The following is a 24,149-nucleotide window of genomic DNA, read 5'->3' as shown; positions in this document are numbered from 1 at the left end:
GGTTATAGGCTACATTTTGCCAAGCTACCCCAAGGCGGTAGACCGGATCATGCATCAACGTGCGAATACGCACATCCGTCTCATCTGTCGTCGTATAGATGCGTAATTCCGAGCTGTCCTGACTGCGCCACATCACTTCTTCACGCCAGTCGCCAAACAGGTCAGCCTGCAAACTTGGGTTCGCTTTGGTGCCATTGTTTGAAGCCGCACCTGTTGCCGTCAGCAAATTCACTGTCGTTTGGTTGTCATAATCCCACTTGTCGATACGAATATCGTCCTGAAGTTCACGCAGCAGGTCACCGTCCCACCAGATGCCGAAGTTGGTCGACGATGGGATCTTCGTCGTAATCAGTTCACCCTGAGCACTGTAGAGCCCGGTGATTGGAATGTGTTCAGCATTGGTAATCGTTGCAGCCCACACTTCAGCCCCCGGATAATTTGGATCAATATCGGCGGCCATGCCACGTCCGGTATCGATGCCTGTGAATACACCCCAGAGAATCTCTCCTGTAGCCGCATCACGCATTTCCATACCGTACTGTGAATCTTTATGCTCATGTACGTCGAACACTTCCAGCCCCGGACGAGTCGGGTCCAGATCACTCAGGTGCATGGCATCGCCATGACCCAGCTTCGTATTGTAGAGCGGCTTGCCATCATCATCGATAGCCATCGCGCCAAATGTGATCTCATCCTTGCCGTCTCCATCCACATCGGCAACCGAGAGATTGTGGTTTCCTTGGCCTGCGTACTCGCCGTAGCCCTCATCATTGGAGTCGAAACGCCATACTTTGCTCAGCTTGCCATCACGGAAATTGTAGGACGCCAGCACAGTACGCGTATAATATCCACGGCTGAACATGGCACTTGGATGCTCCCCGTCCAGATACGCTACCGCTGCGAGGAAACGGTCCACCCGGTTCCCATAGCCATCGCCCCATGAAGCCACATCTCCACGCGGCGGATCATATTCTACCGTATCCAGAGCTGCTCCAGTTTCACCATCGAACACCGTCAGGAATTCATCACCAAGCAGAACGTAGCCCGAACTGTTCCGGTGGTCTGCATTAGCGTCACCAATGACTTTCCCCTGTCCATCCACGGTACCATCTGCAGTACGCATCATCAGTTCAGCTCTGCCGTCGCCATCAAAGTCATAGACCAGGAATGGAGAGTAGTGCGCACCCGCACGAATATTCGGCCCCATATTGATGCGCCAGAGTCTTGTTCCATCCAGCTTGTAGGCATCCATATAGACAATACCGGTATATCCGGATTGGGAATTATCCTTGCCGTTGTTGGGCGACCACATCAGAACAATCTCATATTCCCCATCACCATCGACATCGCCCACGCTGGCATCACCCGCATAATACGAATACGGCTGTCCGTCCTTCGTATACGCATCGGCAGGCTTTTGCAGAGGTACAGACAAATACTGCTCCTGCCAAACGCCGAATTCCTTCGTTGCCGCTTTTTCAATGCCGTTTTGTACCATCATGACCCGGTATTTGGACGCATCCGTGCCTTCGGCATCCGTAAAGTTGGTGCTTCCCGTTATCGGTTCATTGTTAAGCTTCACACCATCCCGATACAGATTGAAGGCAATGGTCTCGGCATCCAGGCCCAGCATGCGCCAGCCGATATAGTTGCCGTTATCTGTTTTTACAGCGACCGGAGCACGGTCCAAATATTCCATTTCGCGATTCAGCGTCGTTGCTACCGGTGTTTCGAGTGCAGCCGACAGTTCGGAGACCCCACCTGCATTCACAGACGCCACTTTATAGAAATAAGGAATCGTGCTGAGAATGGTGGAGTCTGTGTATGCTGTCTCCTTGGTACGAGCGATTAGATCATACGGCCCATCCTGCTTCACAGCGCGATAAATTTGATATGCACGTGCACCTGCTGTTTCCGTCCAACTGAAGGAAACGTCATTTTTGTTGATGCTTTGTAACGACAGACCTGAAGGGACCTCTGCCTTGTCTACAGATGAATCAATCGTCGATACAGACAGTGCATTGGATGCTACCGATTCTGTACCTGTACGATCCGCAGCCGTTACCGTGTATACATAATTCATTCCTAGATCGACCTTGTTATCGATATAGGTTGTTGTATCCGTGGTTGCCAGCAACTCGGCCTTAGCCGCCCCAGTTGACTGACGGTATACCTTATACTGTACGTCATCCCCAATAGCGTCCCATGACAATGCAGCAGTGATCGGATCACTCTCCAAATCCAGACCATCCAGTTTCAGATTGGAAGGGGCCACCAAGACTGGTGTAATCTCAAGCCCGTTGAGATGCGCCGTTTGCCCGCTGAAGATCAGATTCATCTGTCCATCCTGGACGTTAATCCGGTTGATCACTTTTTCGGCTATATTTTGAGCGCCGGAAGATACCGTTCCATAATCTTTGCCTTCAATATTGATGTTGGTCCGCGCCGAACCAATCCAGTCCCCCGTGTATGTCTTGACCGAATAGGTACCATTCGGCAGATCCACTTTGAATTCATACGAGCCGTTAAAATAGATCACGAAGTCACGACGCAGGTTATCCGTCGCACTGCCACGATCCCGATCCGCCATATTGGCGGAAGACGTTAATCCATAACCGCGTTCAGGCGTATACAGCGTATTTCGATTGACTTCCGTATACCCTTCAGCAACCGGAGAACCTACCGGGCCAAAGTCATATCGATAGGTTGCCGACTTGGTGGTGAAGCTGACTTCATCCGAAGGATCGGATTCGCCGCGACCATTCACAGCGGTTACTCGAACCGTGTACGACTTTCCTTCGACCAAACCACTCAGCGTTAAAGTAGGTACGGTTGCCGTTCCTGCCAGTTTGTAGGCAGATTCCGGCTCTGTTGAAAGTTTGCGGTACACTTTGTAGATGTCTGCGGTGTCATCCGCCGTCCATTTCAATACCGCTCCGGCGTTGCTAATGCTGCCTGCCTTCAATGCAGCAGGTTTGGCTGGCAATTCAGCCGGTACTTCGGCATCCTGAACCGCTTCCGATAATGGCAGATCCAGTTCACGAACCGCACCTGCAACCAGACGGGCAATCTGAATCGCTCCATATTCCTGGAAGTGCGTATTATCCGTTGCCCCGTTCGGGAATGCCTGATAGATGCCTGGTGATATATGGAGGAAGACAGATAATGTCGCTTCCGGTCCAATGGAATCATAGTACGCAATGCTGAGTGCGCTCAAATCGATCAGCTTCACATTTTTCTCCGAAGCCACCTCTTTCATCGCCTGAACATATTCAGGGAAGGATACATTGAACTTGCCTGTGTCTGCGTTAAAGTCCCTGCGACCCATTGGGGTTACCAGAATTGGCGTAGCTCCCCGCTGCTGCACGCCGTCTATGTAGGTTTTCAAATAGTTTTTGTAATCGGCGGGTGAAGCATAGCGGTCAGGAACACTGATCGTTGCATCGTTGTGTCCGAACTGCACGAACAGATAATCTCCCGGACGAATAAGGCGTAGAATCTCATCCAATCGACCTTCGAAAATAAAGGATTTGGAACTGCGTCCACCGATGGAATGGTTCTTAATCTCCACGGCATCACTGAAAAAGGACGGGAACATTTGCCCCCAACCCGCTTGGGGCTCCCAATACGGATTATAGGTTTGCATTGTCGAGTCACCCGCAAGGTACACAGCAGGTTTGCTACCTGCTTCGCGTTCCTGTTGTTTGGTGATTACGAGCGCATTGATATTGGCGGCCGTTCCGGAGAATTCAAAGTTCATCTGCCCATCCACCAGTGCAATATCGAAGCTCATCTCCAGATATTCACCCGCTGGCTTGGTATTCTGCTGAACCTTGTTCATGCTCTCCACTTTGATCGCAATATCTGTGTTGCCTGCACTGTCGCCAGCGACAAGGGAGACGGTATAATCACCGCTCGGCAAATCCACCTTAAATCCGCCCCCATCGGCGATTTTGGCAAAATCGGATTTAATCGGATCACTTGTACCCCGATCCTGTACCATTACCTTGGATACATCGGTGAAACCATAGCCACGTTCCGCCGAATAAGCAGACGTTGCGCCCACACCTGTATATCCATTCGCAACAGCTCCTGAACCAAAGTCGAATTTATAAGTGCTTCCACCGGCAGCTTCATCAGCCGATGCGGCTGCACTTGCTGTTGGTGTGCCAAACATTGTCCCCCACCCCAGACTGGAAATTGTAAATACCCATAGGAGCAAAACCAAGCCAACCTGCCGCGACTTCGCGATCATGAACACCCATCCTTTCATTTCCTCATCATTGAATGATTACAGCCAGAACGATGGTACAGCCTGTAAGTAAGCGCTTGCATTTTATTGCTTTAAAAAGAACCACTTCTGAGTAATTGATCACCTCTTTCATTTTTTGTTAAAACCCTTTAACACTTCACATCAGTAAACTTTGAGGCAAAGGTTTTCATTTCCCCTCGATACTATCCCTTCTTCCAGGGAATGAACATGTAATTTTCCGTCTTTTTCCACTAAAAAACCGATTTGTTCATTTATGATCTCTAACACAAGCCTCACAAGGGATCGGATAATGCTTCAAAAGGTAATAAAATCCCTTTTCATACGTAATTCATTCAGGTACAATAGGGCGATGTGTGTGTCCGGACCAGGCGGATACGAAATACGAAGTATAGAGGACGGTTCAGTTCGAACGGATCATCCTGATTTGATTATTTGGAGGCTCATCAACACCATGCAAACCGATTCACAGACTAAAGTCAAAATCATAAACGCCGATCCCAGCGCGATGGGATTATTTGGGTTGGCCATCGTCACTCTGGTCGCTTCCTCCCAAAAGCTTGGCATTACAGACGGCCTTAGCTACGCCATTCCTTGGGCGATTTTCCTCGGTGCCTTTGCCCAGCTATTCGCTTGTATTCAAGATTCCAAACGCAACAATACCTTTGGTACGACTGCCTTCGGCGCATACGCATTCTTCTGGTTCGCGATGGGTGCCAACTGGCTGATCAAAATGGGCGTGTTTGGCTCCACTCTTGCGGAACAGGCAGATGGCAAGCAGCTCGGATTTGCTTTTGCCGGATATCTCGTGTTCACCCTGTTCATGACGCTGGGTGCCGTTGAAGCCAACAAAGTATTGCTCATCATTTTCATTCTCATTGACTTCCTGTTCCTTGGCCTGACCTTTGATGCCTTCGGCGTAGCTCCTCATATCTTCCATACCATCGCAGCTTATGCTGAAATGGGAATCGGAATCGTGTCGTTGTACGGCACAGGTGCTTCCGTACTGAATGCTCATTTTGGCTACACGTTCCTGCCTGTTGGCGGACCGTCTGGCATTTTCAAAGCCAAGGCTTAATATACAGCATCAAACCGCCAGCGCGCCGGTCCGCGCCTGGCGGTTTTTTTGAATTATGCTTCACTTGAATAGGGATGTGACCGACACCTATACTAGAACTAACATATAGAGACGATGGGCGTGGCATATCTTGCAGAGTCCATCAGCCATACTGTCAGGAGGAAGAAATATGAGAGAGATACCGAAGCCTACGGAATTGGATCAGGTGGAGAAAAAGTACATGCGTGAAACACGTTGTTTCAAGACGTCTAGGGTGTTCCCGACAGACGTGAATAATCACAACACATTATTTGGTGGGAAGCTGATGTCCTATATTGATGATATTGCATCCATCACTGCTTCCAAGCTGTGCCGGGTGAACACCGTTACGGCCTCAACCGACTCAGTCGATTTTCTGTATCCGATTAATCCGACAGATTCGGTGACACTGGAATCGTTTGTTTCCTGGACAGGACGAAGTTCGATGGAGATTTTTGTGAAGGTGATCCGTGAGGATCTCAAGACGGGGGAGAAGAAAATCGCGGCTACCGCATTCCTTACCTTTGTCGCTTTGGATGAAAATAACCGTAAACTCATTGTTCCTCGCATCATTCCAGAGACGGAGGAAGAGAAGAAATTATACGAGACCGCTCCAGCTCGGGCGGCCATGCGGAAACAACGGCGGGAAGAAAGCAAGAAATTCGCCGACTTCCTCACCGTTAGTTATCCCTGGGAATAAGAGAACCGAGCACGCTATTTAGTCCTGAAGCATGCGTTCATGAATGGTCCGGCCCTTCTGCCCTGGTTCAATCAGGAGACGGGTCGGTTTGATATTAATTAGCGCGGTCAGCTGTTCTCCCATATAGTGGGAAGAATACTTGAAACCAATCTCCGCCCAATGCATAATCACACCAACGGTCGCAGATACCAGGTAACTTAGCATGATGTCGTAATTAATGGTGTAGTCGCTGTCTTCGGTCACCAATACAAAATCTTCGGTTAAATATGTTCTGAACATGTTGCAGAGTCTGGTTCCCATATCCCCATGCATCGTCATCAAAGCTCGAAAGATGTCTTGATGCGCTTCAATATATTCAAATACAGGCATCGTTGATGGCAGCAATGCTGTCATATCCACTTCTTTTAACTTCGCATAAGGTGATGCATAAGCTTGTCCCACGCCCTGCATGAAATCATCCAGAATAAATTGCAATAGCTCGGGTTTGCCGGGAAAATGTAAATAGAACGTTCCCCGGTTATAATCCGCCCGCTCCGTAATGTCACGAATCGTGACGGCTTCAGCTCCCTTTTCCAATATCAAAGAAACTGCCGCAGCAATGATGGCATCCTGCGTTCTTCGTGCTCTCCGATCCTGAGGGTGTTCGATAATCAACATTTCCACCTCCTCTGTCCATTATTGTAACCTAAATGAACACCGCTTACATCTCTGTCCGATAGCTGACATATGCGCTGTCAATGATGATTGTCACATTTCTATGTATATCTTAACATTGAGATAGGAACGATAGACCACAGGTTGAATGTTCACTCACAGTTCACCTGATTTCATTTTATAAGGAGCGAATAAATGATGAGTACATCATATACCCAAACAGCCGTTATTACAGGAGCAGCCGGTGGCATTGGTAAAGAATTGGCACGTCGCCTTGCCGAACGCAAAATTAATCTGGTGCTGGTCGACCTCAACGAAGAAGCCATTCAGCAAACCATTACGGATCTGAAACTCGACAAGGAGCACGTCATTGCGGTGAAAGCAAACGTATCTCAGGAAGCCGATGTGAAAAACTATGTGCAGCAAGCACTTGATACGTTTGGTCGTATCGATTATTTCGCCAATAATGCCGGCATTGAAGGTCCAACCGGACTGATCGAAGATCTGAGCGTTGAAGCCCTCGACCTCGTATATAACGTCAATGTGCGCGGGGTATTCCTTGGTTTGCAGAACGTTATCCCTGTCATGAAAAAACAAAAATCAGGCGCGATTCTGAATACCTCTTCCCTTGCAGGTCTGATGGGTGCTCCAGCCGTATCTCCATATATTATGTCCAAACATGCCGTGATTGGCCTCACCCGCACAGCAGCGAATGAACTCGCGCCCCATGGTATTCGGGTCAACGCGGTATTGCCAGGCACTATTAATACCCGCATGATGCGCCAAATCGAGGCAAACTCCGGTAATGTGGAGGATTATCAATCCGCTACCGTATCCAGCATTCCGATGGGCCGCTATGGTGAACCGGAAGAAGTCGCAGCCATCATGAACTTCCTGTTGTCCGAAGAAGCATCTTATGTCACTGCTTCGCTCTACACTGTCGATGGCGGTATGATGGGTCAATAAGAAGAATGGGGCTAGCCCAACGGGGCTGGCGGTTTAAAAGGTGATTCCGAATGTACAATCCAAAATGACCTCAAATTCCACAATAACGTGGAGGCTGAGGTCATTTTTTAAATAGATTGATTTAAATTTAATCCACGTAGCCAGCGAGCCCTTTTTCCATCAAGTAGTCCATTTCAGCATCCAGAATGCCTTCAACGGTCAGCTCACCCAGCTTCACATCTTTGCGGCTCAGAATGTAGTCGGCCAGATCGTCACCGTCGATATCCACGTCGCCTTTGGCATTTTCATGCGCTTTGTTAATGTACGCCTGCTCATGCTTCAGGACAAGAGCGATATTCGCTTCGCTTGCCTTCGTCTTCTCTGCAATATATGCCTTCATTTCCTGTTCATTAATTGAATTTGCTTCAGTCACGTTAAAGTCAGCTCCTTGATTCATACGTTCTGTTGCCATTGTAGCATAGGTTAACCCACAACAGTCATGCCTTATTCCTTATCCCTAAGATAAACGAACGTAAAATGTTGCGCCTTCCCCTACCACACTGCGAGCGTAAATCTCACCTTTGTGCTGCTCCACGATCGACCTTGCAATCGCAAGACCCAATCCATGTCCACCATGTTTCCGTGCTCTGGAGGCATCCGTGCGATAGAAACGATCGAAAATCCGGTCCAGATGTTCAGCCGCAATGCCCTCTCCCGTGTTGGAAACGGCCAGCACAACGTCATTATTTTGTTTCTTCAACGATACGTTGACCGAGCCCTTGGCTCTGGAGTATTTCACAGCATTATCGAGCAAAATCAGAATGACTTGCTTAATCTGTTCGCTGTTGCCATGGACCATGAGCTGCGGTTCAATGCTGTAGTCCAAGGATATATTTTTCTCGAAAATCACCGCTTCCATCGTCAAAATGATCGTCTCCACCGCATCGCTCATATTGAACTTGGCATGAATCATCGAGGATCGCGAATCGTCAATTTGAGTCAGATATAACAAATCATTCGTCAGTCCCGACATGCGTTCCGTCTCCGACTTGATGTAATGCAGCCATTTGGCCTGATTTTCAATTGTATCCTCCCGGTTCGCGAGAAGCACATCCGTGTTGGTATTAATGATCGCCAGCGGCGTTTTCAACTCATGAGAAGCATCGGCTATGAACTGCTTTTGCTTCTCAAAAGCTTCCTTGACTGGGGTAATGGAACGATTGGCGAAATAACGACTTAGGAAGAAGATGACGATCAGCATGATCAAACCTACGATGGCAAACGTATAAATCAGATTCGTAAGGATGCCCTGTTGGGCCGTCACATCGATGAACACAATCATGTGACCTGTGCTGCTCGGATCGATCACATAAGCCCAATCGGTTCCATTCAGTGTGAATTGTCCGGTTTTCCGATCCAGATCGTTAACCTTGTTCACCTTTTGCAAAGCTTCAGTATAGAACGTGTCATCCATATCAAACCTGGAGTGCGCATCCGTGATTTTCCATTCACTGTCCGTCTTGATCATGAATGATACCGAGCGTCCTGGTGGTGAGTTCGGATCACTTCCCGGTGCTCCATTGGTAACGGAATCCGATGGCTGCGATCCTGTCACTGAATCCCTGTCATCACCGCGCGGCATCTTGCTGGAGTTGTACGGACCATGATAGAAATCCGACACTTTGAACAGCTCCATGTTAGTTTCCCGCTGCACATTCTGATACGTAATGATGTAGATCGTAGCAAAGGCAACCAGCATCATAATCGAGATGGATACCAAGTTCACGATCAGAAATCGGTTTCTGAGTTTCTTGAACATCAGGACGTCACCTCAAGTACGTACCCCACACCCCGAATCGTATTAATGCGGACCGCGGAGTTCAAGAAGGTTAATTTTTTACGTAAAAACGAGATGTACACCTCCACATTGTTATACTCCACTTCCGAATCGAAACCCCACAACTTCTCAATAATCTGCTCTTTGGAAGTAATGGCCTGTTTGCGCGTGATCAGCAGTTCCAGCAGTTCATTTTCCTTCAGATTCAGCTTGATCTCCTTGCCTTGAACACTCAGCTTCAGCTGCGTTGTGTTCAGTTCGATGTCACCGAACTTCAGTCCATCCTCTGGAACGACTTCTCCCTTCCTTCTCAGGGCTGCCCGAATCCGTGCGAGCAATTCCTCCGTGGCAAAGGGCTTTGCTATATAATCATCGGCTCCATAATCCAGCCCGGTAACTTTGTCTGATATTTCTCCTTTGGCTGTGAGCAGAATGACAGGCGTATGATTGCCTTCGCTGCGTAGTTTCTTCAGCACGGTAATCCCGTCCATTTCCGGCATCATGATGTCGAGCAACAACAGATCATAGATTCCGCTTAGCGCATAATCCAGACCCGATCTCCCGTCATGCACCATGTCTACAGAGTAATTGTGTTTTTTCAATATTTGCGATACGGCTTCCGCCAAATGAACCTCATCTTCCGCAATTAGTATTCTCATCGGTTCTTCATTCCTCTGCATGAATTGGTTTCGATATATGTCAATCTATTATACCAACGATTGTAGCAACCGAACCTTGAATCAATCTTAATTCCACTTTTTTCGCGGACTATTAAAGGAAGGTAAAAAAAGATCAACGGAATGTAAAATCATTTAAGATTCATTCAAGGTTGGCGCTCTAAGATACAGACATGGAAGCAATACACGATGAAACAAAACATACAAAACATGGATGAAAGGACTGAACCCAATGGCAATTGAAGTATTCAACCGATATGAGAGCAAGTACCTCCTGACAGATGAGCAATACGAGAACTTCTACACCGACCTGCTGAAGTATATGGAGCTGGATGCCTATAACAAGAAACACGAGTTTTACTCGATCAGCAACCTGTACTTCGACACTCCGCAGGATTCCCTGATCCGCGCCAGTCTCTCCAAACCCAAATACAAGGAGAAGCTGAGACTGCGGGCATACGGAGTTCCTGAAGAGAATGCGAAGGTATATCTGGAGATCAAAAAGAAAGTATTTGGCCTGGTGAACAAACGCCGAACTGCCCTGAAGCTGGATGAAGCCTATGAATTCGTTCAGACAGGCAAGGCGCCTGATCTCGCCGATTATATGAACAAACAGGTCGTCGAAGAGATCAAGTATTTCCTCCGGCTGTACGATCTGGAACCAAAAGTATATCTGGCGTATGAACGCAAGGCGTTGTTCGACAAGAACAGCCGCGATCTCCGCATCACCTTTGATACCAACATCCGCAGTCGCAGATACGATCTGAAGCTAGAGCAAGGAGATTACGGTGAACCTCTGGTGAAAGACGGACGCTGGCTGATGGAAGTCAAAGCCGAGAAAACCGTTCCGATGTGGCTCTCTCAACTGTTATCCGAACACGGCCTATATCGCACCGGATTCTCGAAATACGGCAATGAGTACAGACATCTGGCCAGAACAACCAACCTGAACTACCAGACTGAACGAGAATTGCTGCCGGGTACAGATTTCAACCCATCCATAGAACAAGAAAAAACAATCACAGAAAGAGAGCGTGTAGTATATGCTTGATTCCATTTTCAGCTCAGCTTTAACAGACACCACCCTAACTTTTAGTAATGCGATTCTAACTATCGGACTTGCCATCATCATGGGGGTCATCATCAGCCTGACGTACATGAAGACAAATCAGAGCACATATTCCCAAAGCTTTACACTAACCATGGTCGTCTTGCCAGTCATCGTAGCCATAATCATTCTTCTGATCGGCAGCAACATTGCCCGTGCATTCAGCCTCGCCGGTGCCTTCTCCATCATCCGATTCAGAAGTGCGCCTGGTGACCCGAAAGACATTGCTTATGTTCTGTTCACCATGGCTTCCGGTCTTGCCTGCGGTGTAGGCGCATTCGGTTATGCCGTAATGTTCACCATTATCCTGTGTGTACTGATGTTTGTCCTGAGCCGCTTCAACTTCGGAGAGAAGAAAAACCAGCAAAAAACATTGAAAGTGACCATTCCCGAGAATCTGAGTTACGAAGAAGCACTGGACGAAGTATTCCACAAATTCAATGTCGTGCATGAGCTCAAAAAAATCAGAACAACCGAGCTTGGCAGTCTGTACGAGCTGGTCTACAACGTCACCATTCATGAAAGTGTCAATCAAAAAGAATTCCTCGACATGATCCGTACCCGAAACGGTAATCTGGATATCTCCTTAACCATGAGTCCAACAACCACTGAATATTAAAATTCGAAGGGAACGATATAATATGAAAAAGAAAATCATAACTGGCAGCAAACTGTGGTCCGTCGCGATGATTACAGCAATGGTTACAGCATGCAGTGCTCCGGCAGCAACCAGCAGCACCGCAAATGCCGCAGTGTCAACGACAGGAACAACCAAAACCGTATCCGTCAGTGAACAAACCTCGGTGAAGTATGCCGATCTGGTCACTCTGGATGCAGACGATACCAACGTTAGCTGGAGTGCAACAGATTCCACAACGATTAAGCTGAACGGTACGACCGCTTCCATCACAGGATCGGGTGCAAAAGCAGCAAACGGATCAGTAACCATCTCCGCAGCGGGTACCTATGTACTTAGCGGCAAGCTTACCGATGGACAGATTGTAGTTAATGTTGCTGATAAGGGCACCGTACATCTCGTATTAAACGGGGCGACAATCAATGATAACGACAGTGCAGCCATCTATATCCAGAAAGCGGGCAAAGCTATCATTACGCTGGAGGAAGGGACCGAGAATGCTGTCTCCGATGGCAAGACATACGTATACGCCGACGCTACAACGGATGAGCCGGATGCAGCCATCTTCAGCAAGGCAGACCTGACGTTCAATGGTACAGGCAAGCTGACGGTTACAGGTAACTATAATGAAGGTATTACGAGCAAGGATGATCTGAAAATCGTCAGTGGCACAATTAACGTCAAATCCGCCGATGACGGCATCAAAGGTAAAGATATGGTGGCGATTCAAGCCGGTACCATTACCATTGATTCAGAAGGTGACAGCATTAAATCCACAAACGATACGGATACGACTAAAGGCTTCGTTGCCATTGCTGGAGGTACATTCAACATCCAGAGCGGCAGCGACGGCATTCAAGCGGAAACCGCATTGGTTACGGATGGCGGCACATTTAACATCGTAACCGCAGGCGGCAGCGCCAATGCGCCAGCCAAAGTAGAAGAAGGACCATTTGGTGGCGGCGGATGGGGTGGCGGAACACCTCCAACCGATATGGGCACACCACCAGATGGAGAACCTCCTGCCGATATGCCGAGCAATGATGGAACGAATGCAACAGGTGCAGCACCATCCGGCTCCGCGAATGCAGCAGCACCTGCTGATTCCAATGCAGATGCTGACACAGCTACCACAACAACGGAAGAAGAGTCCACAAGTGCCAAAGCACTTAAAGCGGGTACAGACCTTACGGTTAATGGCGGTACGTATACAATCGACTCCATGGACGATTCACTTCACAGCAATAACAATGTGACAGTCAATGACGGAGAGTTCAACATTGAATCCGGCGATGACGGCATTCATGCCGATCAGGCGCTTACCATTAACGGCGGAACCATTACCATTGCCAAGAGCTACGAAGGTCTTGAAGGTGCAATCATCACCCTGAACGATGGGAATGTGGATGTGACTGCATCGGATGATGGCGTGAATGCTTCTGGTGACATAACTGCAACGGATGCGGATGCTGCGACTACTACAGAAGACAGCACACAGGCAGCCGATACAACGGCAGCTTCCAAAATCTCTGTTACAGAGACGACAGGCACAACATCAACCACGGATCAAGCAGATCAAAGTACAGACGCGAATAGTAATACGCGTCCACAAGGCGGTGCTCCAAGTGGTATGCCGGGTGAATCTGCCGGAAACAGTGAGCTTCACATCAACGGTGGTTCCCTCACTGTAAATGCTGGCGGCGATGGACTGGATTCGAATGGCTCCATCTACATGACAGCCGGAACCGTCATTGTGAACGGCCCTACTGACAATGGTAACGGAGCACTGGATTATGACGGTAACTTCGAGATCAGCGGCGGATATCTCGTTTCAGCCGGCAGCTCCGGCATGGCTCAGGCAACATCCGAAGCATCAACTCAAAATACCATTGCCATGACGTTCCCAGAAACGCAAAAAGCAGGAACACTGGTACATGTCGAAGACAGCGAAGGAAACAACATCCTGACCTTTGCTCCAGCGAAGGATTATCAAACGGTGGTTGTTAGCTCCACGGATCTGAAAAAGGACGGTTCATACGTGATCTACTCCGGCGGAACTTCGACTGGCACAGCAGTGGATGGACTTTATACCGACGGAACGTATAGTGGCGGAACCAAAGTGGTTGCCTTCCAATCCACAAGCAATGTAACTTGGGTGAATGAATCCGGTGTAACGACTGCGAATTCAGGTATGGGTGGTCCAGGGGGAGGCCGTGGCCAAGGCGGATTCGGAGGCGGAAGAAACAGAACAGAGTCGGCTACAACAACCGACACCACAGGGACAACGGGCACCACGGATACCGCGAGATAAGTTAAGATTCAGGCCATAAAAGCTAATATAAATAGGCGATTAAAAAAACAAGGGGATGTCCCATAAGTCATGAATATGACGGGAGACATCCCTTGTTATAGCGCGGTGTAATGAAGGTTGGCATATGACGATCCCAGCCGTGCGGCCGAGCAAGCAACGTCTTTTTGTTCTAATGAACCCCGATACACGTTATTCGTTCCCATTTGCCCAAGTCTGAGATCTAACGAATCACAGAGACGTTATTTTGTCGATTGAGTCATTTTTTTAGGTTCTGACGCTGTATTATGATTGAATAACGTTACTGAGGTTCGTTAAACGTTGCAATCCTTGATTATCCACCTTTTAAGATCTCCTAGGTTCGTTAGCGCTTATTCATGATTTTCCACTAATCAAAACGTATATACATACACCTTGGTACGCAACGTATCCCGGCACGTGATGGTCCGTAACGGTACCTTGCCTGGCAATGCAAAACAGACGCTAATCACCTTCGCTCCCGGTGGCAGCTCTCGGCTGAATTTGTCCATGAGCCGATTCATCGCTCCGGGGAACAAATAACAGATGACACAATCGGCATGTTCATATGAAATGGTATAGATGTTGCCACGGATGAATCGCAGCCGCCCCTCCAGAGAATGGCGCTTTCCCTTTGCTCGCCGGAAGTGGACACTTAGAAAAGCAATCCATTGGGAGGCCCATAAGGGAACGATTGAATTTTCAATCCCCGTAAGCCGTTTTCCAGGGCAATGCCTGACCACGTCCAGTGCCAGCGTTCCCCATCCGGAGCCCGCTTCAATGACATCGCCGTAACCGGGAATACGGTTGACCTCCTGAATGACTGTCTGCCTGACAAGGCTGGAAGTCGGCATTGGTGAGATTCCATTTTTCCAACTGACCAGCACGATGGATACCACAGATATAAGTGTCACCACAGCAATCAGCCATGGTATGAATTGAAATATGAACATAACCTCAATCCTTTGAATTTAATTAAGAGGCAGCATTCGCACCTTCATCATAACAAAAGAAGCTTCCCCAGGTCCAAAAAAGACCTAGCAGAAGCTTTCCAAGCGGGAGGCTCTTTTGGGGCATAATTACCATAAGATAACGGCGGTTTCGTTATGAAACTATTCTGGAATGGGAAGTTCAATAAGAACGGACTCCTTTGTAGCCGGCGCTGGCGACCATCCTGGCTTCACTCGTGTTCAGCCAAGGTCTTGCGCGGCCCAACCGGGCGCATCCATACGAATGGCTCCGTCTCCGATAAGCGTCTTCAACAGCGCCTCAAGCGTTGCGAGCTCCGAGACGCCAATCTGCTGTTCCCATTTCTTGCGCAGCTCATCGAAGATTGCTTCCCCCTGCCGCAAGACGTCAAAGCCGAGAGGGGTGACCTGCAGCCGCTTTCGACGAGCATCATCGGGGTCCAATTCGCGCGATACATAACGGCGGTCGAGGAGAACTGTGATCGTCTTCGATGCTGCCTGCTTCGAGACAGACATGCGACGCCCCAAATCCGAGGCGCTGTCGGCGCCTGCGGCGATAGCGCGCAGCGCGAAGTCGTGAACCGGACGGAAATCGTCGTACCCGCGAGCGGCCAGTTCGACCATTGCGGCGTCTACGAGCGCGCGATAGCCGCCCAAGAGGAGAAGCGCGAGATCGGCTCCAGATCGAGACATATTGTTCCTTCCTTTGTTAACGCGTTTCTTTCTATTCTAATCCAAAGCAGCATCACTTTCCACCTCAAGCCGCGTCTATGCTCTTCAGGAAGTCGAGGAGTACGCCCGACAGAGCTTCCGGCGCCTCCAAGGCGGCGTAGTGGCCAACGCCTTCGAGTTGCACGGATTTGATGCCGTGGATCGTGATCTGGCTCACGGTTCCTGCGGTGAACGGACCGCCGCCAGCGCCGATAGCCAAGACTGGCATGGTCAGTGGGCTCGTTTCGGCGAGTTCCTTGATGCTGTCGCCTTCGTTGAGCATCGACTGGTAGAGGCCGATCGCTCCGCGCCAGCCGTTGGGGCGGGAATATGTGCGGACGAACTCGTCAATGTCGGTGTCCGCGATCGCCCCCTGAACTGCGGTCATGGCCGGGAATGCCCAATTCCCCAGGAACTCCCGTTCGCGACCGGCGAGCAGCATCTCGGGTATGCCGGGCGTCGCCAGAACGCCAATATGCCAGGAGCCGCCGTGCGTGATGTCGCCCAGACCTTCGAGCCCGAATCCGGGAAGGCCCATCTCGATCGCGGTGAAGCTGCGAACATCTTCCGGATACGTGGCCGCGAGTCGGAAGACCGTGGCCCCGCTGATGTCCTGCCCCGTGAGGTGCACCGGACCTACGTCTAACTGCTTGATGAGCAGATGCAAATCTTCGGCGGATGTCGTGCTGTCATAGTCAACCTCGGCGTTGCTTGAGTCGCCAAAGCCGCGCAAGTCGACGGCAAACACCCTGTGCTGCAAGGCAAGCAAAGGGATGAGCTTATGGAACGTCCACCAGGTCTCCGGGAACCCGTGGACCAACAAAATCGGGGACCCTGAGGTGCCGGCTGACACGTAGTGAATCATGGTCCCGTTGACCTGTGCCGTGTGATGCGCGAGCCCCGGAATCGACGCGCTCGAATTCGTGATGTTCATTTCTGTTTCTCCACCTTCCTCTGGCTACTTATTCACCACGCTTTATATAACCTTGTCATTCAATTATAGACAACTTGGTTGTCTTAAATATAGTCAACCAAGTTGTCGTTGTCAAGTGCTATAACGGAAAAAGGGAACAATCGACCCGCGATTGTTCCCTTTTTCCCGAATCTGTCTGCCACTGATTTCCCACCCGATGAAATCAAGTCCATTTATAACAGGCGATGGGGCATTGAAACCTCTTTCAGGGCATTAAAATACACCGTCGGTCTGACGAGTTTTCACGCAAAGAGACAAGAGTCCATCACCCAGGAGATTTTCGCAAGAATGATCATGTACAATTTCGCTGAAATGATGACCTCGCACGTCGTCATTTCCCAAATGGATAAACGGCACCTTTACCAAGTCAACTTCACGGTTGCCGTTTACGTTTGCAGACATTTCCTGCGCTCACAAGGCGATGAATCTCCGCCCGATGTTGAAGCGCTGATTCGCAAAAACCTTTTGCCGATTCGACCCATTCGCCCAGGGCAGAAGAATACGCGCAAAATCCGCTATAAATCAGCTGTTAGCTTCGTCTACAGAGTAGCATAATTCGGCTCACATGAACATTTTTAAGCGGATATTCCATCCGCTTTGTTTGCTGTACGCTTTTTTCCTTGCTTGCACCAAAAAACAAACGGCATAGGACTTTTTCCCATGCCGTTTCGGATTTTATTTTCATTCCCAGTTTTTCCTTTGAGCTTAACTTAATGACATTGAGCAGAAGCTCCCTTTTTCTTATTCTAATTTGGCTTTTATCTCATTCCATCCTGCTGCTCATTCCACTCATTCAATCCGGTACATGGGACTTCATGTATACCCCTTTTTTGTACACCGACTTGATTGTAAAATGCACCCCAAGCTTGCGATTCGTCCGGTAGATCAGCGAGTTAATCTCGTCAATGCCTACCGACTCACTCTCCAGCATGCTTCGCTCCGGCCACACTTGGCCGACAATCTGCTCCCGGGTCACAAAGTGATCCAACTGGCTGTACAGCAGCTTGAACAGCTGGTACTCCTTCTTGGACAGTGGAATCTCCACCTCGCCAATCTGCACGGTTTGCAGGTGATCCTGCAAACGCACACCCTCACCCAGCAAATCGGATATCCGATACTCTCTCGTTTCTTCAAGATCTCCCTCTGTGCGAAGCTGGATCAAGCCATTGACCAGTGTCAGGCTGTCTCCCTCGGCAAAGGGGTATTTCTCATAGGGAACAAGGCGCTGCCCGTTCAATTCCGTTCCATTTTTGCTATCCAGATCCTCAATCCACAGCTGATGCTGCTCATCATAATGAATGCGGCAATGCCGCTTCGATATCAACTGATTGTAGACAGACAAGTCCAATTCGTCTCCACCCGTATAACGCCCCACTGTAATGGAGCGCCCCTGGCTGACATAAGCGAACGAACCGTCACTTTCCTGCCCTGGCGTACGAATGACGATTTTTGCCGTCTCCCGCATGTTATTCTCCCACCTTCAAATATCACTCTATCTCTATGAGCGTTCCGTTCATAAATAATGATAAATTCATCAGATTTGTTCCATTGTTTGCATTCATAATAATTTATATAGTGTATACAGGCATCGTTATATGCTTTTCTCTACTATACCAGACGTTGTGCCTTTTTTCTCATAACCGTCGTATGCACGCCTTAGCCTATCAACAAGAGAGGTACCTCACCATGAATAAAAAAAACATTTTCATATATGTGCTGCTCGCCTTCACCCTGTCCATTACATTAACAGTGCTCTCCCGCATCAATGATGATCCCGGAGAATCACTGAAAGGCACCAACACAACCGAAACTTCATGGTTGCAACTGAACACCCAGCCGTAAGTATACTCTATTATAACGTGATCACCACGAAAAACGTTTCACGAATGTCATCTTATGCTGGGTCATGCCATGTTAGATGAGGATTAGATCCTAATCCGTTTAACAGAATAAGGCCCCTGGACGCTAAAAAGTAGCGCTCAAGAGCCTCATTTCAATGCTTATTTATGATATGCATACTGATAAGCTAACCGGATCATGACTTCTTTCAAAAGTGATGTTGCTGCGGAATTACCTGTCTTCAGCGGCGCTTTTTCCTGATGCCAAATTTCCTCCAACCATACACAATGAGAGCTATAGGACCAGCAATCCATAACAACTGCCATAACATGATACTCAGGTCAAATCCCATGTTTTATACCTCCCCAAAAGATTGTGAATGCTGCGTCTACTATCCTAAAATTGGTTCTTTTCATCCTCCAGCAGATCCGATTCATTAGGCTGTTCGGTCTCTCTAGCCTGTATTTCCTCCATCCGGCTCGACACCTTCTGATACAGATAGGAAATTCCAAGCAGCAGTACACCAAAGCTGAAATAGGCAATGATTTTGCTGCCGGATGTGAGCAATCCGACATCATAGAACACCATTTTCCCGGTGGAAAACAACGTCACTCCCAGACCAAGGCGCCGAATCATCACATATTTTCTACGGAACCCATAGGCAATGTACAGGATCGCAAGCAGCAGGTAGATCAGGCTGAATAGCAGCCCCACATCACCCCACTGGAACTGGATCGTCATGAACACAGTGATGACACCCAGCAGATAAACTCCTGCAATAACCGGGTACCATTCAATGCTCTTGAACTGCCCGCGAATTGCCGCGATCAGCAGATCCCTTCCTGCAAAGAACACGCCCACGTTAAAGATAATCAACACCAGCAGACCTACGATTTCAGCCGCCGTATGCTGCTGAACATCCGGCTGGAGTGCCGGCATGGACAGCGTTACCGCCAGTGCGATACAACAGCCTACGGCATGCAGGAAGATGACATAATACTGAACAATCCGGTCACGCAGCAGCTTCACTTTGCCCAATCCATAGGCCATGGCAATGGTCAGTGCAGCGAACATCAGCCACTTGTAGAACAGGTATAATAGGAATGAGTCATCGACTGCCTTCATATACAATTCATTCGATTCATACAGCACATATAACCACAGATTGGCGAGTGTGACGTACTTGAATGCATTCAAGAAGCCAAGCTCTGTCTGGCTATAATGATACTTCTCCCCGGATAGGGAGCCGTTGCGATCCAAGGCGTAATAGAGCGTAATAAGCAGCGCACCCAGCGTAATGCAGGAGTATTTTAGCATGAAATAGGATTGCTCCCCCATGATGAACAGCACCAGCACGTCATAGTACACAAAGGTGAACATACAAAGAAGCACGATTCCCCATCCGGCACGCTCCACCAACTTGAACCGCTTCAGATGTCCGAGCGTAACCAGCAGAACTCCTTCGATCAGCCAGCCCATAGACAACCACTTTGCACCAAACTGGAACGGTATAATCAGAATGGCAAAGGTCAGGGAAGTCACGTAAAACAATAGAAGAGTCTGTTTCTCCTGCGGCATCCTCTGCTGTACAAATCGGGCGAGCCCGAAATAAACCAGAGCGAAAATCAGAGCAAGCAAGCCCTGTGCGTCATTCCATCCCGCTGCATCGAACAATACATACAACATTAGACAGCTGATGCTTGTATTCATGGCCAACAGTGCGAAGTCCCACCAGGTTAGCTTCACCCGATGTTTGAAGGGATACGCCAGTGTAATGCCGAGATATAATGCAAATGTCACAATGGAATACACCATGCCGATCTTCTCACTTGGCGAGAGCCATAACAGGATGAGCATGGACGGTGTGTTGAACAGAAAACTGATATAATGCACAATCGGCCACCGTTTGCCAAATGAAATCCATACAATAATCCCGTTTAAGAGCAACAGATAGATCATCGCAACATATACAGCCGAACCTTGAAGGCCGAAATAGGCCATGTAGGAGATTAACGGCAGATATCCTCCAACCAAGCCAAGTGAGCAGATTGTTCTAGACTGATACCTCAACGATAACAGCACGGATATGGCTGAAACCAACACCGACAAGGCAAGTCCCGTATATAACCCGATAATATGCAGCAAAAAGTAACTGTAGAAGATCGAGCCAAACAGAACAGAAATCCCGCCTCCCAGCAGTCCCATCGCGAACGTCTGTCGTTTGCGCCGGAACAGCCATTCACCCCCGGCAAGCATGAGTGCACCGAGCAGGAAGAATGCTCCGCCTTTCATCTCATCGTTGAACCAGGTAGCGTAAGAGTGCTGGAATGCCGCTCCAACGCCAAGAATGATAAGCAGGATGGCGACCTTGTTGATCCAGCTTAGGCCAATCTTCATCTCCATCCGATTCTGGAGAATGCGCCGCTGAATGGTTTCTTCGCTTAAGCCTTCTTCCGACATATACTCGTATCCCTGCTGCATCTGCCCGCGCAGCGCCTCTTCTCTCTCCCGCAAGGCCTGTCTGTGCTGCTCAATCCGTTCCTGCACCTCAGCAGCCAGATAATCAATTCTCTTCTTAATCTCGGTGGCGTCGCTCTGAAGTTCCTCTGAAGCCCTGTTGAATATGGCATTCAAATTCACTTTGGCACGATGTTCATGCGCCGCCAGCCGATCATTATGTACACTCGTCTTTCCCCGAAAATAGGTCTCCATCTTCTCCTGCGATACACGAATGAGATTCAATTTTTCATCCAGCATCTGTTCGGACAACGCCATGCGAAGACGGGCATTCTCTTCCTCCATCTTGCGGGTGCGCACTTCAAGCTGCTGCAGCTTGTTTTGATGTGCTTCATATTGCGCTCGCAGGTGTTCATTTTGCATGATCAGATCATCGGATTGATAATCCTGAAGCAGCGCATTGTACTCCTTTACCAGCTGCTTCTGCTGCTCCTGAACCTGGTGAAGCCGATCCTTGAACTCTTTCATGAGCTTCCTCCGTTGGTTGATGTTCAATTCATTTCCTATATTTTACTATATGTATGCCATAAAATGGGGTTAAAGGAGTAGATATAACAAAAAGCCCGGGAAGCATCACCTTCCCGGACTCTCATTCATGGATATGGTAATTCTGCAGACGTACACAACTTCCGGTCATCTTACTGAGCTTCGGATACTTGCTTACGCCGGATCTTTCGTATCCGCCGTCTCCGGCTCCATAATTTCGGTGGCATCCGGGTCCAGCCAGTTAGCAAGCAGGGTCCGCACATATTGCAGATCACTCTCTGACAAATCATAGTACCATGTTCCGCTGCGCGTTGCGCCCTCACCCTTCAGCATGTAATTGCTGATTGTTGGCGTGGTGTCTTTCATATATAGGGACTCGGCAAATTTCATGATGAAATCCGAGTTCATGTTGGTTGTAAAATTCGATCCGGCGATCTGAATAACCTCCGGGATCTTGGTCAGATTTTTGACCTCAAGGGCACGATTCATAAAGGCACTCAGGAAAAGACGGTGCCGCATCGTCCGATTAAAATCGGAATCTTCCCGGTATCGCACATAGCCCAGCGCTTCTTCGCCGCTATAGATCGGTTTGTTCGCTTCAACAAACAGCTTCTCATGTATTTTCAATTTGTTCTCAATATTTTTCTTGATCGGCAATTCAACACCGCCAACCGCATCAACAATATCCTTGAGTCCGTTAAAATTAATCGCGGCATAGAAATCAACTTTGTTTTCCAACAGATGCTCCACAGTATCCATCGCCATCTTGGCTTCACCATGCGCATAGGCTGAATTAATCTTCGATTTCACATCCCGGCCGACAATATCGGTATAGGAGTCACGTGGAATGGACAGCAGCAACACTTTGTTCTCTTCCGGACGCACAACAGAATAGATCATGGTATCCGAACGGCTTGGTTCGTTATCCCGTTGGTCAATCCCTAGCAACAACAGCGAGAATGGATCGGTATGTTCTACAACGGGCGCATCCTTATCGCCAGCCGGCTTATAGGAATCATCGAGCGCTTCCTTCACGGTACCCGAGGCAAACAGGTTAAATGCAAACACGACGAGCTGTTTTTGATAGATAAATCCGACTCCCCCCAGCACAATGAGCGTGCTCAGGATGATAATTAAAGGTTTCTTCCATCTCTTCTTCGGTTTCTTTGGCTTCCGTCTAGTTAAATGTGCGGCACTGTTCTCCATCATATCTCCTTTAATAACGGTCTTAAAATCATTTAACTATATTAATAACACGTTTTCAATAGATTACGTTATAATCTGCTATACAAGAAATGACACAGAAGGAGCGATGAACGATGGAATATCGACGTTTGGGGAATAGCGGTCTGCGCGTTTCCGCACTTGGACTCGGCACCAATGCCTTTGGTAAACGGGCGGACGACCCGACTTCTACCCGTATTATTCATGCGGCACTGGATCAGGGAATCAATTTTATCGATACGGCCAACATCTACGCCGGAACAGAATCGGAACGGATTATCGGACAAGCCCTGAGTGGAAGACGGGAAAACGCTGTGCTTGCTACCAAAGCCGGACTCCCCCGGCATGACGGTCCCAATGGGCGCGGCTCCTCCCGCTATCATTTGCAGCAAGAGCTTGAACATAGCCTGCGGCGTCTGCAAACGGACTATGTGGATCTGTATCAGATCCATACCTTTGATCCGCACACACCGCTGGATGAGACGCTGCGCACATTGGACGATATGGTCACTTCCGGCAAGGTCCGCTATATCGGGGCCTCCAACTATGCAGCCTGGGAGCTAATGAAAGCTCTGGGTACCAGCGAGCTGAAAGGATATGTACGTTATATCTCAACGCAAACCAGCTACTCTCTGGCTGATCGCACACCTGAGCTTGAACTCGTACCGATGTGTCTCGATCAGGGCGTCGGCATCATTCCGTATTTCCCGCTGGCTGGCGGCATTCTGACAGGGAAATACAATGGCGAAGCTGGCGTGCCCTCCGGTTCCAGAGCAGATACCGATCCAGCCTTCAACCGTTTTCTGTTGGAACACAATATTCAACTGGGTGAGCAGGTTAGTGAAAAGGCATCTGCATATGGATGCTCCCCAAGCGTCCTGTCATTAGCATGGCTGCTAGCGCGTCCAGCTGTTTCGACGGTTATCGTTGGGGCAACTCGTACGGAACAGCTGGAGCATAATCTGGCCAGCCTGGACATGAAACTGAGCGATGACATGATTGCCGAGCTCGATCAACTCAGCGACTCATTTCGCTATGGTAAGCCGTTTGCCTCGTATCGGATGGATTGAAGCAACAGAAAAACACCTCCCGGCTAAAAAGTCAGGGAGGTGTTTACTATTTGCAACTTCACTACATACTGTAGTCTAATAAAGCATAGAAAAAATTCGTTCTATAGAATA

The 24,149-nt window shown here is 48.8% G+C and carries 20 protein-coding genes and 1 pseudogene; 10 read left to right on the top strand and 11 right to left on the bottom strand.

The window, feature by feature from the left end; translation table 11 throughout:
* The coding region (locus AMS66_RS34575; RefSeq protein ID WP_330219338.1) for a rhamnogalacturonan lyase family protein at positions 1-4,255 on the bottom strand (4,255 nt) is incomplete at its 3' end.
* A 469-nt stretch (positions 4,256-4,724) separates the two neighbouring features.
* Here AMS66_RS34575 and AMS66_RS20745 point away from each other — a divergent pair.
* Both AMS66_RS20745 and AMS66_RS20740 read left to right on the top strand, forming a co-directional pair.
* On the top strand, positions 4,725-5,348 hold the full coding sequence (locus AMS66_RS20745) for an acetate uptake transporter (protein WP_024629763.1): 624 nt from the start codon (positions 4,725-4,727) through the stop codon (positions 5,346-5,348).
* A gap of 169 nt (positions 5,349-5,517) precedes the next feature.
* A complete protein-coding gene (locus tag AMS66_RS20740; protein WP_407944564.1) occupies positions 5,518-6,066 on the top strand; it encodes an acyl-CoA thioesterase in 549 nt (182 codons plus the stop codon).
* An 18-nt stretch (positions 6,067-6,084) separates the two neighbouring features.
* Here AMS66_RS20740 and AMS66_RS20735 read toward each other — a convergent pair whose 3' ends face one another.
* On the bottom strand, positions 6,085-6,723 hold the full coding sequence (locus tag AMS66_RS20735) for a TetR/AcrR family transcriptional regulator (RefSeq protein WP_053782596.1): 639 nt from the start codon (positions 6,721-6,723) through the stop codon (positions 6,085-6,087).
* 195 nt (positions 6,724-6,918) lie between these two features.
* Here AMS66_RS20735 and AMS66_RS20730 point away from each other — a divergent pair, with 195 nt between their 5' ends.
* On the top strand, positions 6,919-7,686 hold the full coding sequence (locus AMS66_RS20730) for an SDR family NAD(P)-dependent oxidoreductase (protein WP_053782595.1): 768 nt from the start codon (positions 6,919-6,921) through the stop codon (positions 7,684-7,686).
* 127 nt (positions 7,687-7,813) lie between these two features.
* On the opposite strand, the gene AMS66_RS20725 is transcribed toward AMS66_RS20730, so the two are convergent.
* From AMS66_RS20725 to AMS66_RS20715, 3 genes are read right to left on the bottom strand one after another with little or no spacing between them, the layout of a single operon-like run.
* Entirely contained in the window at positions 7,814-8,122 is a 309-nt protein-coding gene (locus AMS66_RS20725) for a hypothetical protein (RefSeq protein WP_053782889.1), read from the bottom strand.
* 60 nt (positions 8,123-8,182) lie between these two features.
* Positions 8,183-9,484: a sensor histidine kinase gene (locus tag AMS66_RS20720; RefSeq protein ID WP_053782594.1), complete on the bottom strand. Its 1,302-nt coding sequence runs from the start codon at positions 9,482-9,484 to the stop codon at positions 8,183-8,185.
* Positions 9,484-10,161 (bottom strand): response regulator transcription factor, encoded by a 678-nt coding sequence (locus tag AMS66_RS20715; RefSeq protein WP_053782593.1) that lies wholly within the window; start codon positions 10,159-10,161, stop codon positions 9,484-9,486. The genes AMS66_RS20720 and AMS66_RS20715 overlap by 1 nt, the downstream gene beginning before the upstream one ends.
* 250 nt (positions 10,162-10,411) lie before the next feature.
* Here AMS66_RS20715 and AMS66_RS20710 point away from each other — a divergent pair, with 250 nt between their 5' ends.
* From AMS66_RS20710 to AMS66_RS20700, 3 genes are read left to right on the top strand one after another with little or no spacing between them, the layout of a single operon-like run.
* Positions 10,412-11,230, top strand: a complete 819-nt coding sequence (locus tag AMS66_RS20710; RefSeq protein WP_053782888.1) for a polyphosphate polymerase domain-containing protein — start codon at positions 10,412-10,414, stop codon at positions 11,228-11,230.
* The gene (locus tag AMS66_RS20705) at positions 11,223-11,906 is read left to right on the top strand and encodes a DUF4956 domain-containing protein (protein ID WP_053782592.1); all 684 of its coding nucleotides are present in this window, start codon (positions 11,223-11,225) and stop codon (positions 11,904-11,906) included. Before AMS66_RS20710 ends, AMS66_RS20705 begins: the two co-directional genes overlap by 8 nt.
* Positions 11,907-11,928: 22 nt before the next feature.
* Entirely contained in the window at positions 11,929-14,235 is a 2,307-nt protein-coding gene (locus tag AMS66_RS20700) for a carbohydrate-binding domain-containing protein (RefSeq protein ID WP_053782591.1), read from the top strand.
* A gap of 389 nt (positions 14,236-14,624) precedes the next feature.
* On the opposite strand, the gene AMS66_RS20695 is transcribed toward AMS66_RS20700, so the two are convergent.
* From AMS66_RS20695 to AMS66_RS20685, 3 genes are all read right to left on the bottom strand, one after another.
* A complete protein-coding gene (locus AMS66_RS20695) occupies positions 14,625-15,203 on the bottom strand; it encodes a class I SAM-dependent methyltransferase (protein WP_053782590.1) in 579 nt (192 codons plus the stop codon).
* Between the two features lie 237 nt (positions 15,204-15,440).
* The gene (locus tag AMS66_RS20690) at positions 15,441-15,875 is read right to left on the bottom strand and encodes a MarR family winged helix-turn-helix transcriptional regulator (RefSeq protein WP_236703551.1); all 435 of its coding nucleotides are present in this window, start codon (positions 15,873-15,875) and stop codon (positions 15,441-15,443) included.
* 100 nt (positions 15,876-15,975) lie between these two features.
* Entirely contained in the window at positions 15,976-16,863 is an 888-nt protein-coding gene (locus AMS66_RS20685) for an alpha/beta fold hydrolase (RefSeq protein ID WP_053782588.1), read from the bottom strand.
* A 102-nt stretch (positions 16,864-16,965) separates the two neighbouring features.
* Between AMS66_RS20685 and AMS66_RS34770 the strand changes: the two are divergent.
* Positions 16,966-17,196, top strand: a pseudogene (locus AMS66_RS34770) (transposase); the annotation flags it as partial.
* An 18-nt stretch (positions 17,197-17,214) separates the two neighbouring features.
* Positions 17,215-17,457: a hypothetical protein gene (locus tag AMS66_RS34025; protein ID WP_236703550.1), complete on the top strand. Its 243-nt coding sequence runs from the start codon at positions 17,215-17,217 to the stop codon at positions 17,455-17,457.
* A gap of 238 nt (positions 17,458-17,695) precedes the next feature.
* On the opposite strand, the gene AMS66_RS20675 is transcribed toward AMS66_RS34025, so the two are convergent.
* Positions 17,696-18,367: an FHA domain-containing protein gene (locus AMS66_RS20675; RefSeq protein WP_024629750.1), complete on the bottom strand. Its 672-nt coding sequence runs from the start codon at positions 18,365-18,367 to the stop codon at positions 17,696-17,698.
* A gap of 221 nt (positions 18,368-18,588) precedes the next feature.
* Between AMS66_RS20675 and AMS66_RS32820 the strand changes: the two genes are divergently transcribed.
* Positions 18,589-18,744 carry a hypothetical protein gene (locus AMS66_RS32820; protein ID WP_160319719.1) on the top strand — a complete coding sequence of 52 codons (156 nt, stop codon included), beginning with the start codon at positions 18,589-18,591 and terminating at the stop codon, positions 18,742-18,744.
* Between the two features lie 393 nt (positions 18,745-19,137).
* On the opposite strand, the gene AMS66_RS20670 is transcribed toward AMS66_RS32820, so the two are convergent.
* Together AMS66_RS20670 and AMS66_RS20665 are read right to left on the bottom strand one after the other, a co-directional pair.
* Positions 19,138-21,726, bottom strand: a complete 2,589-nt coding sequence (locus AMS66_RS20670; RefSeq protein WP_053782586.1) for a DUF2339 domain-containing protein — start codon at positions 21,724-21,726, stop codon at positions 19,138-19,140.
* 192 nt (positions 21,727-21,918) lie between these two features.
* Positions 21,919-22,953: an LCP family protein gene (locus tag AMS66_RS20665; RefSeq protein ID WP_330219337.1), complete on the bottom strand. Its 1,035-nt coding sequence runs from the start codon at positions 22,951-22,953 to the stop codon at positions 21,919-21,921.
* 110 nt (positions 22,954-23,063) lie between these two features.
* Here AMS66_RS20665 and AMS66_RS20660 point away from each other — a divergent pair, with 110 nt between their 5' ends.
* Complete coding sequence (locus AMS66_RS20660; RefSeq protein ID WP_053782584.1) at positions 23,064-24,038, top strand: aldo/keto reductase; 975 nt, start codon at positions 23,064-23,066, stop codon at positions 24,036-24,038.
* Positions 24,039-24,149 lie beyond the last annotated feature (111 nt).

The organism is Paenibacillus xylanivorans (assembly GCF_001280595.1).
In the GTDB taxonomy this organism is placed as follows: Bacteria; Bacillota; Bacilli; order Paenibacillales; family Paenibacillaceae; genus Paenibacillus; species Paenibacillus xylanivorans.
Note: the sequence above shows the minus strand (reverse complement) of the source record. Positions and strands in the feature narration are given on the sequence as shown.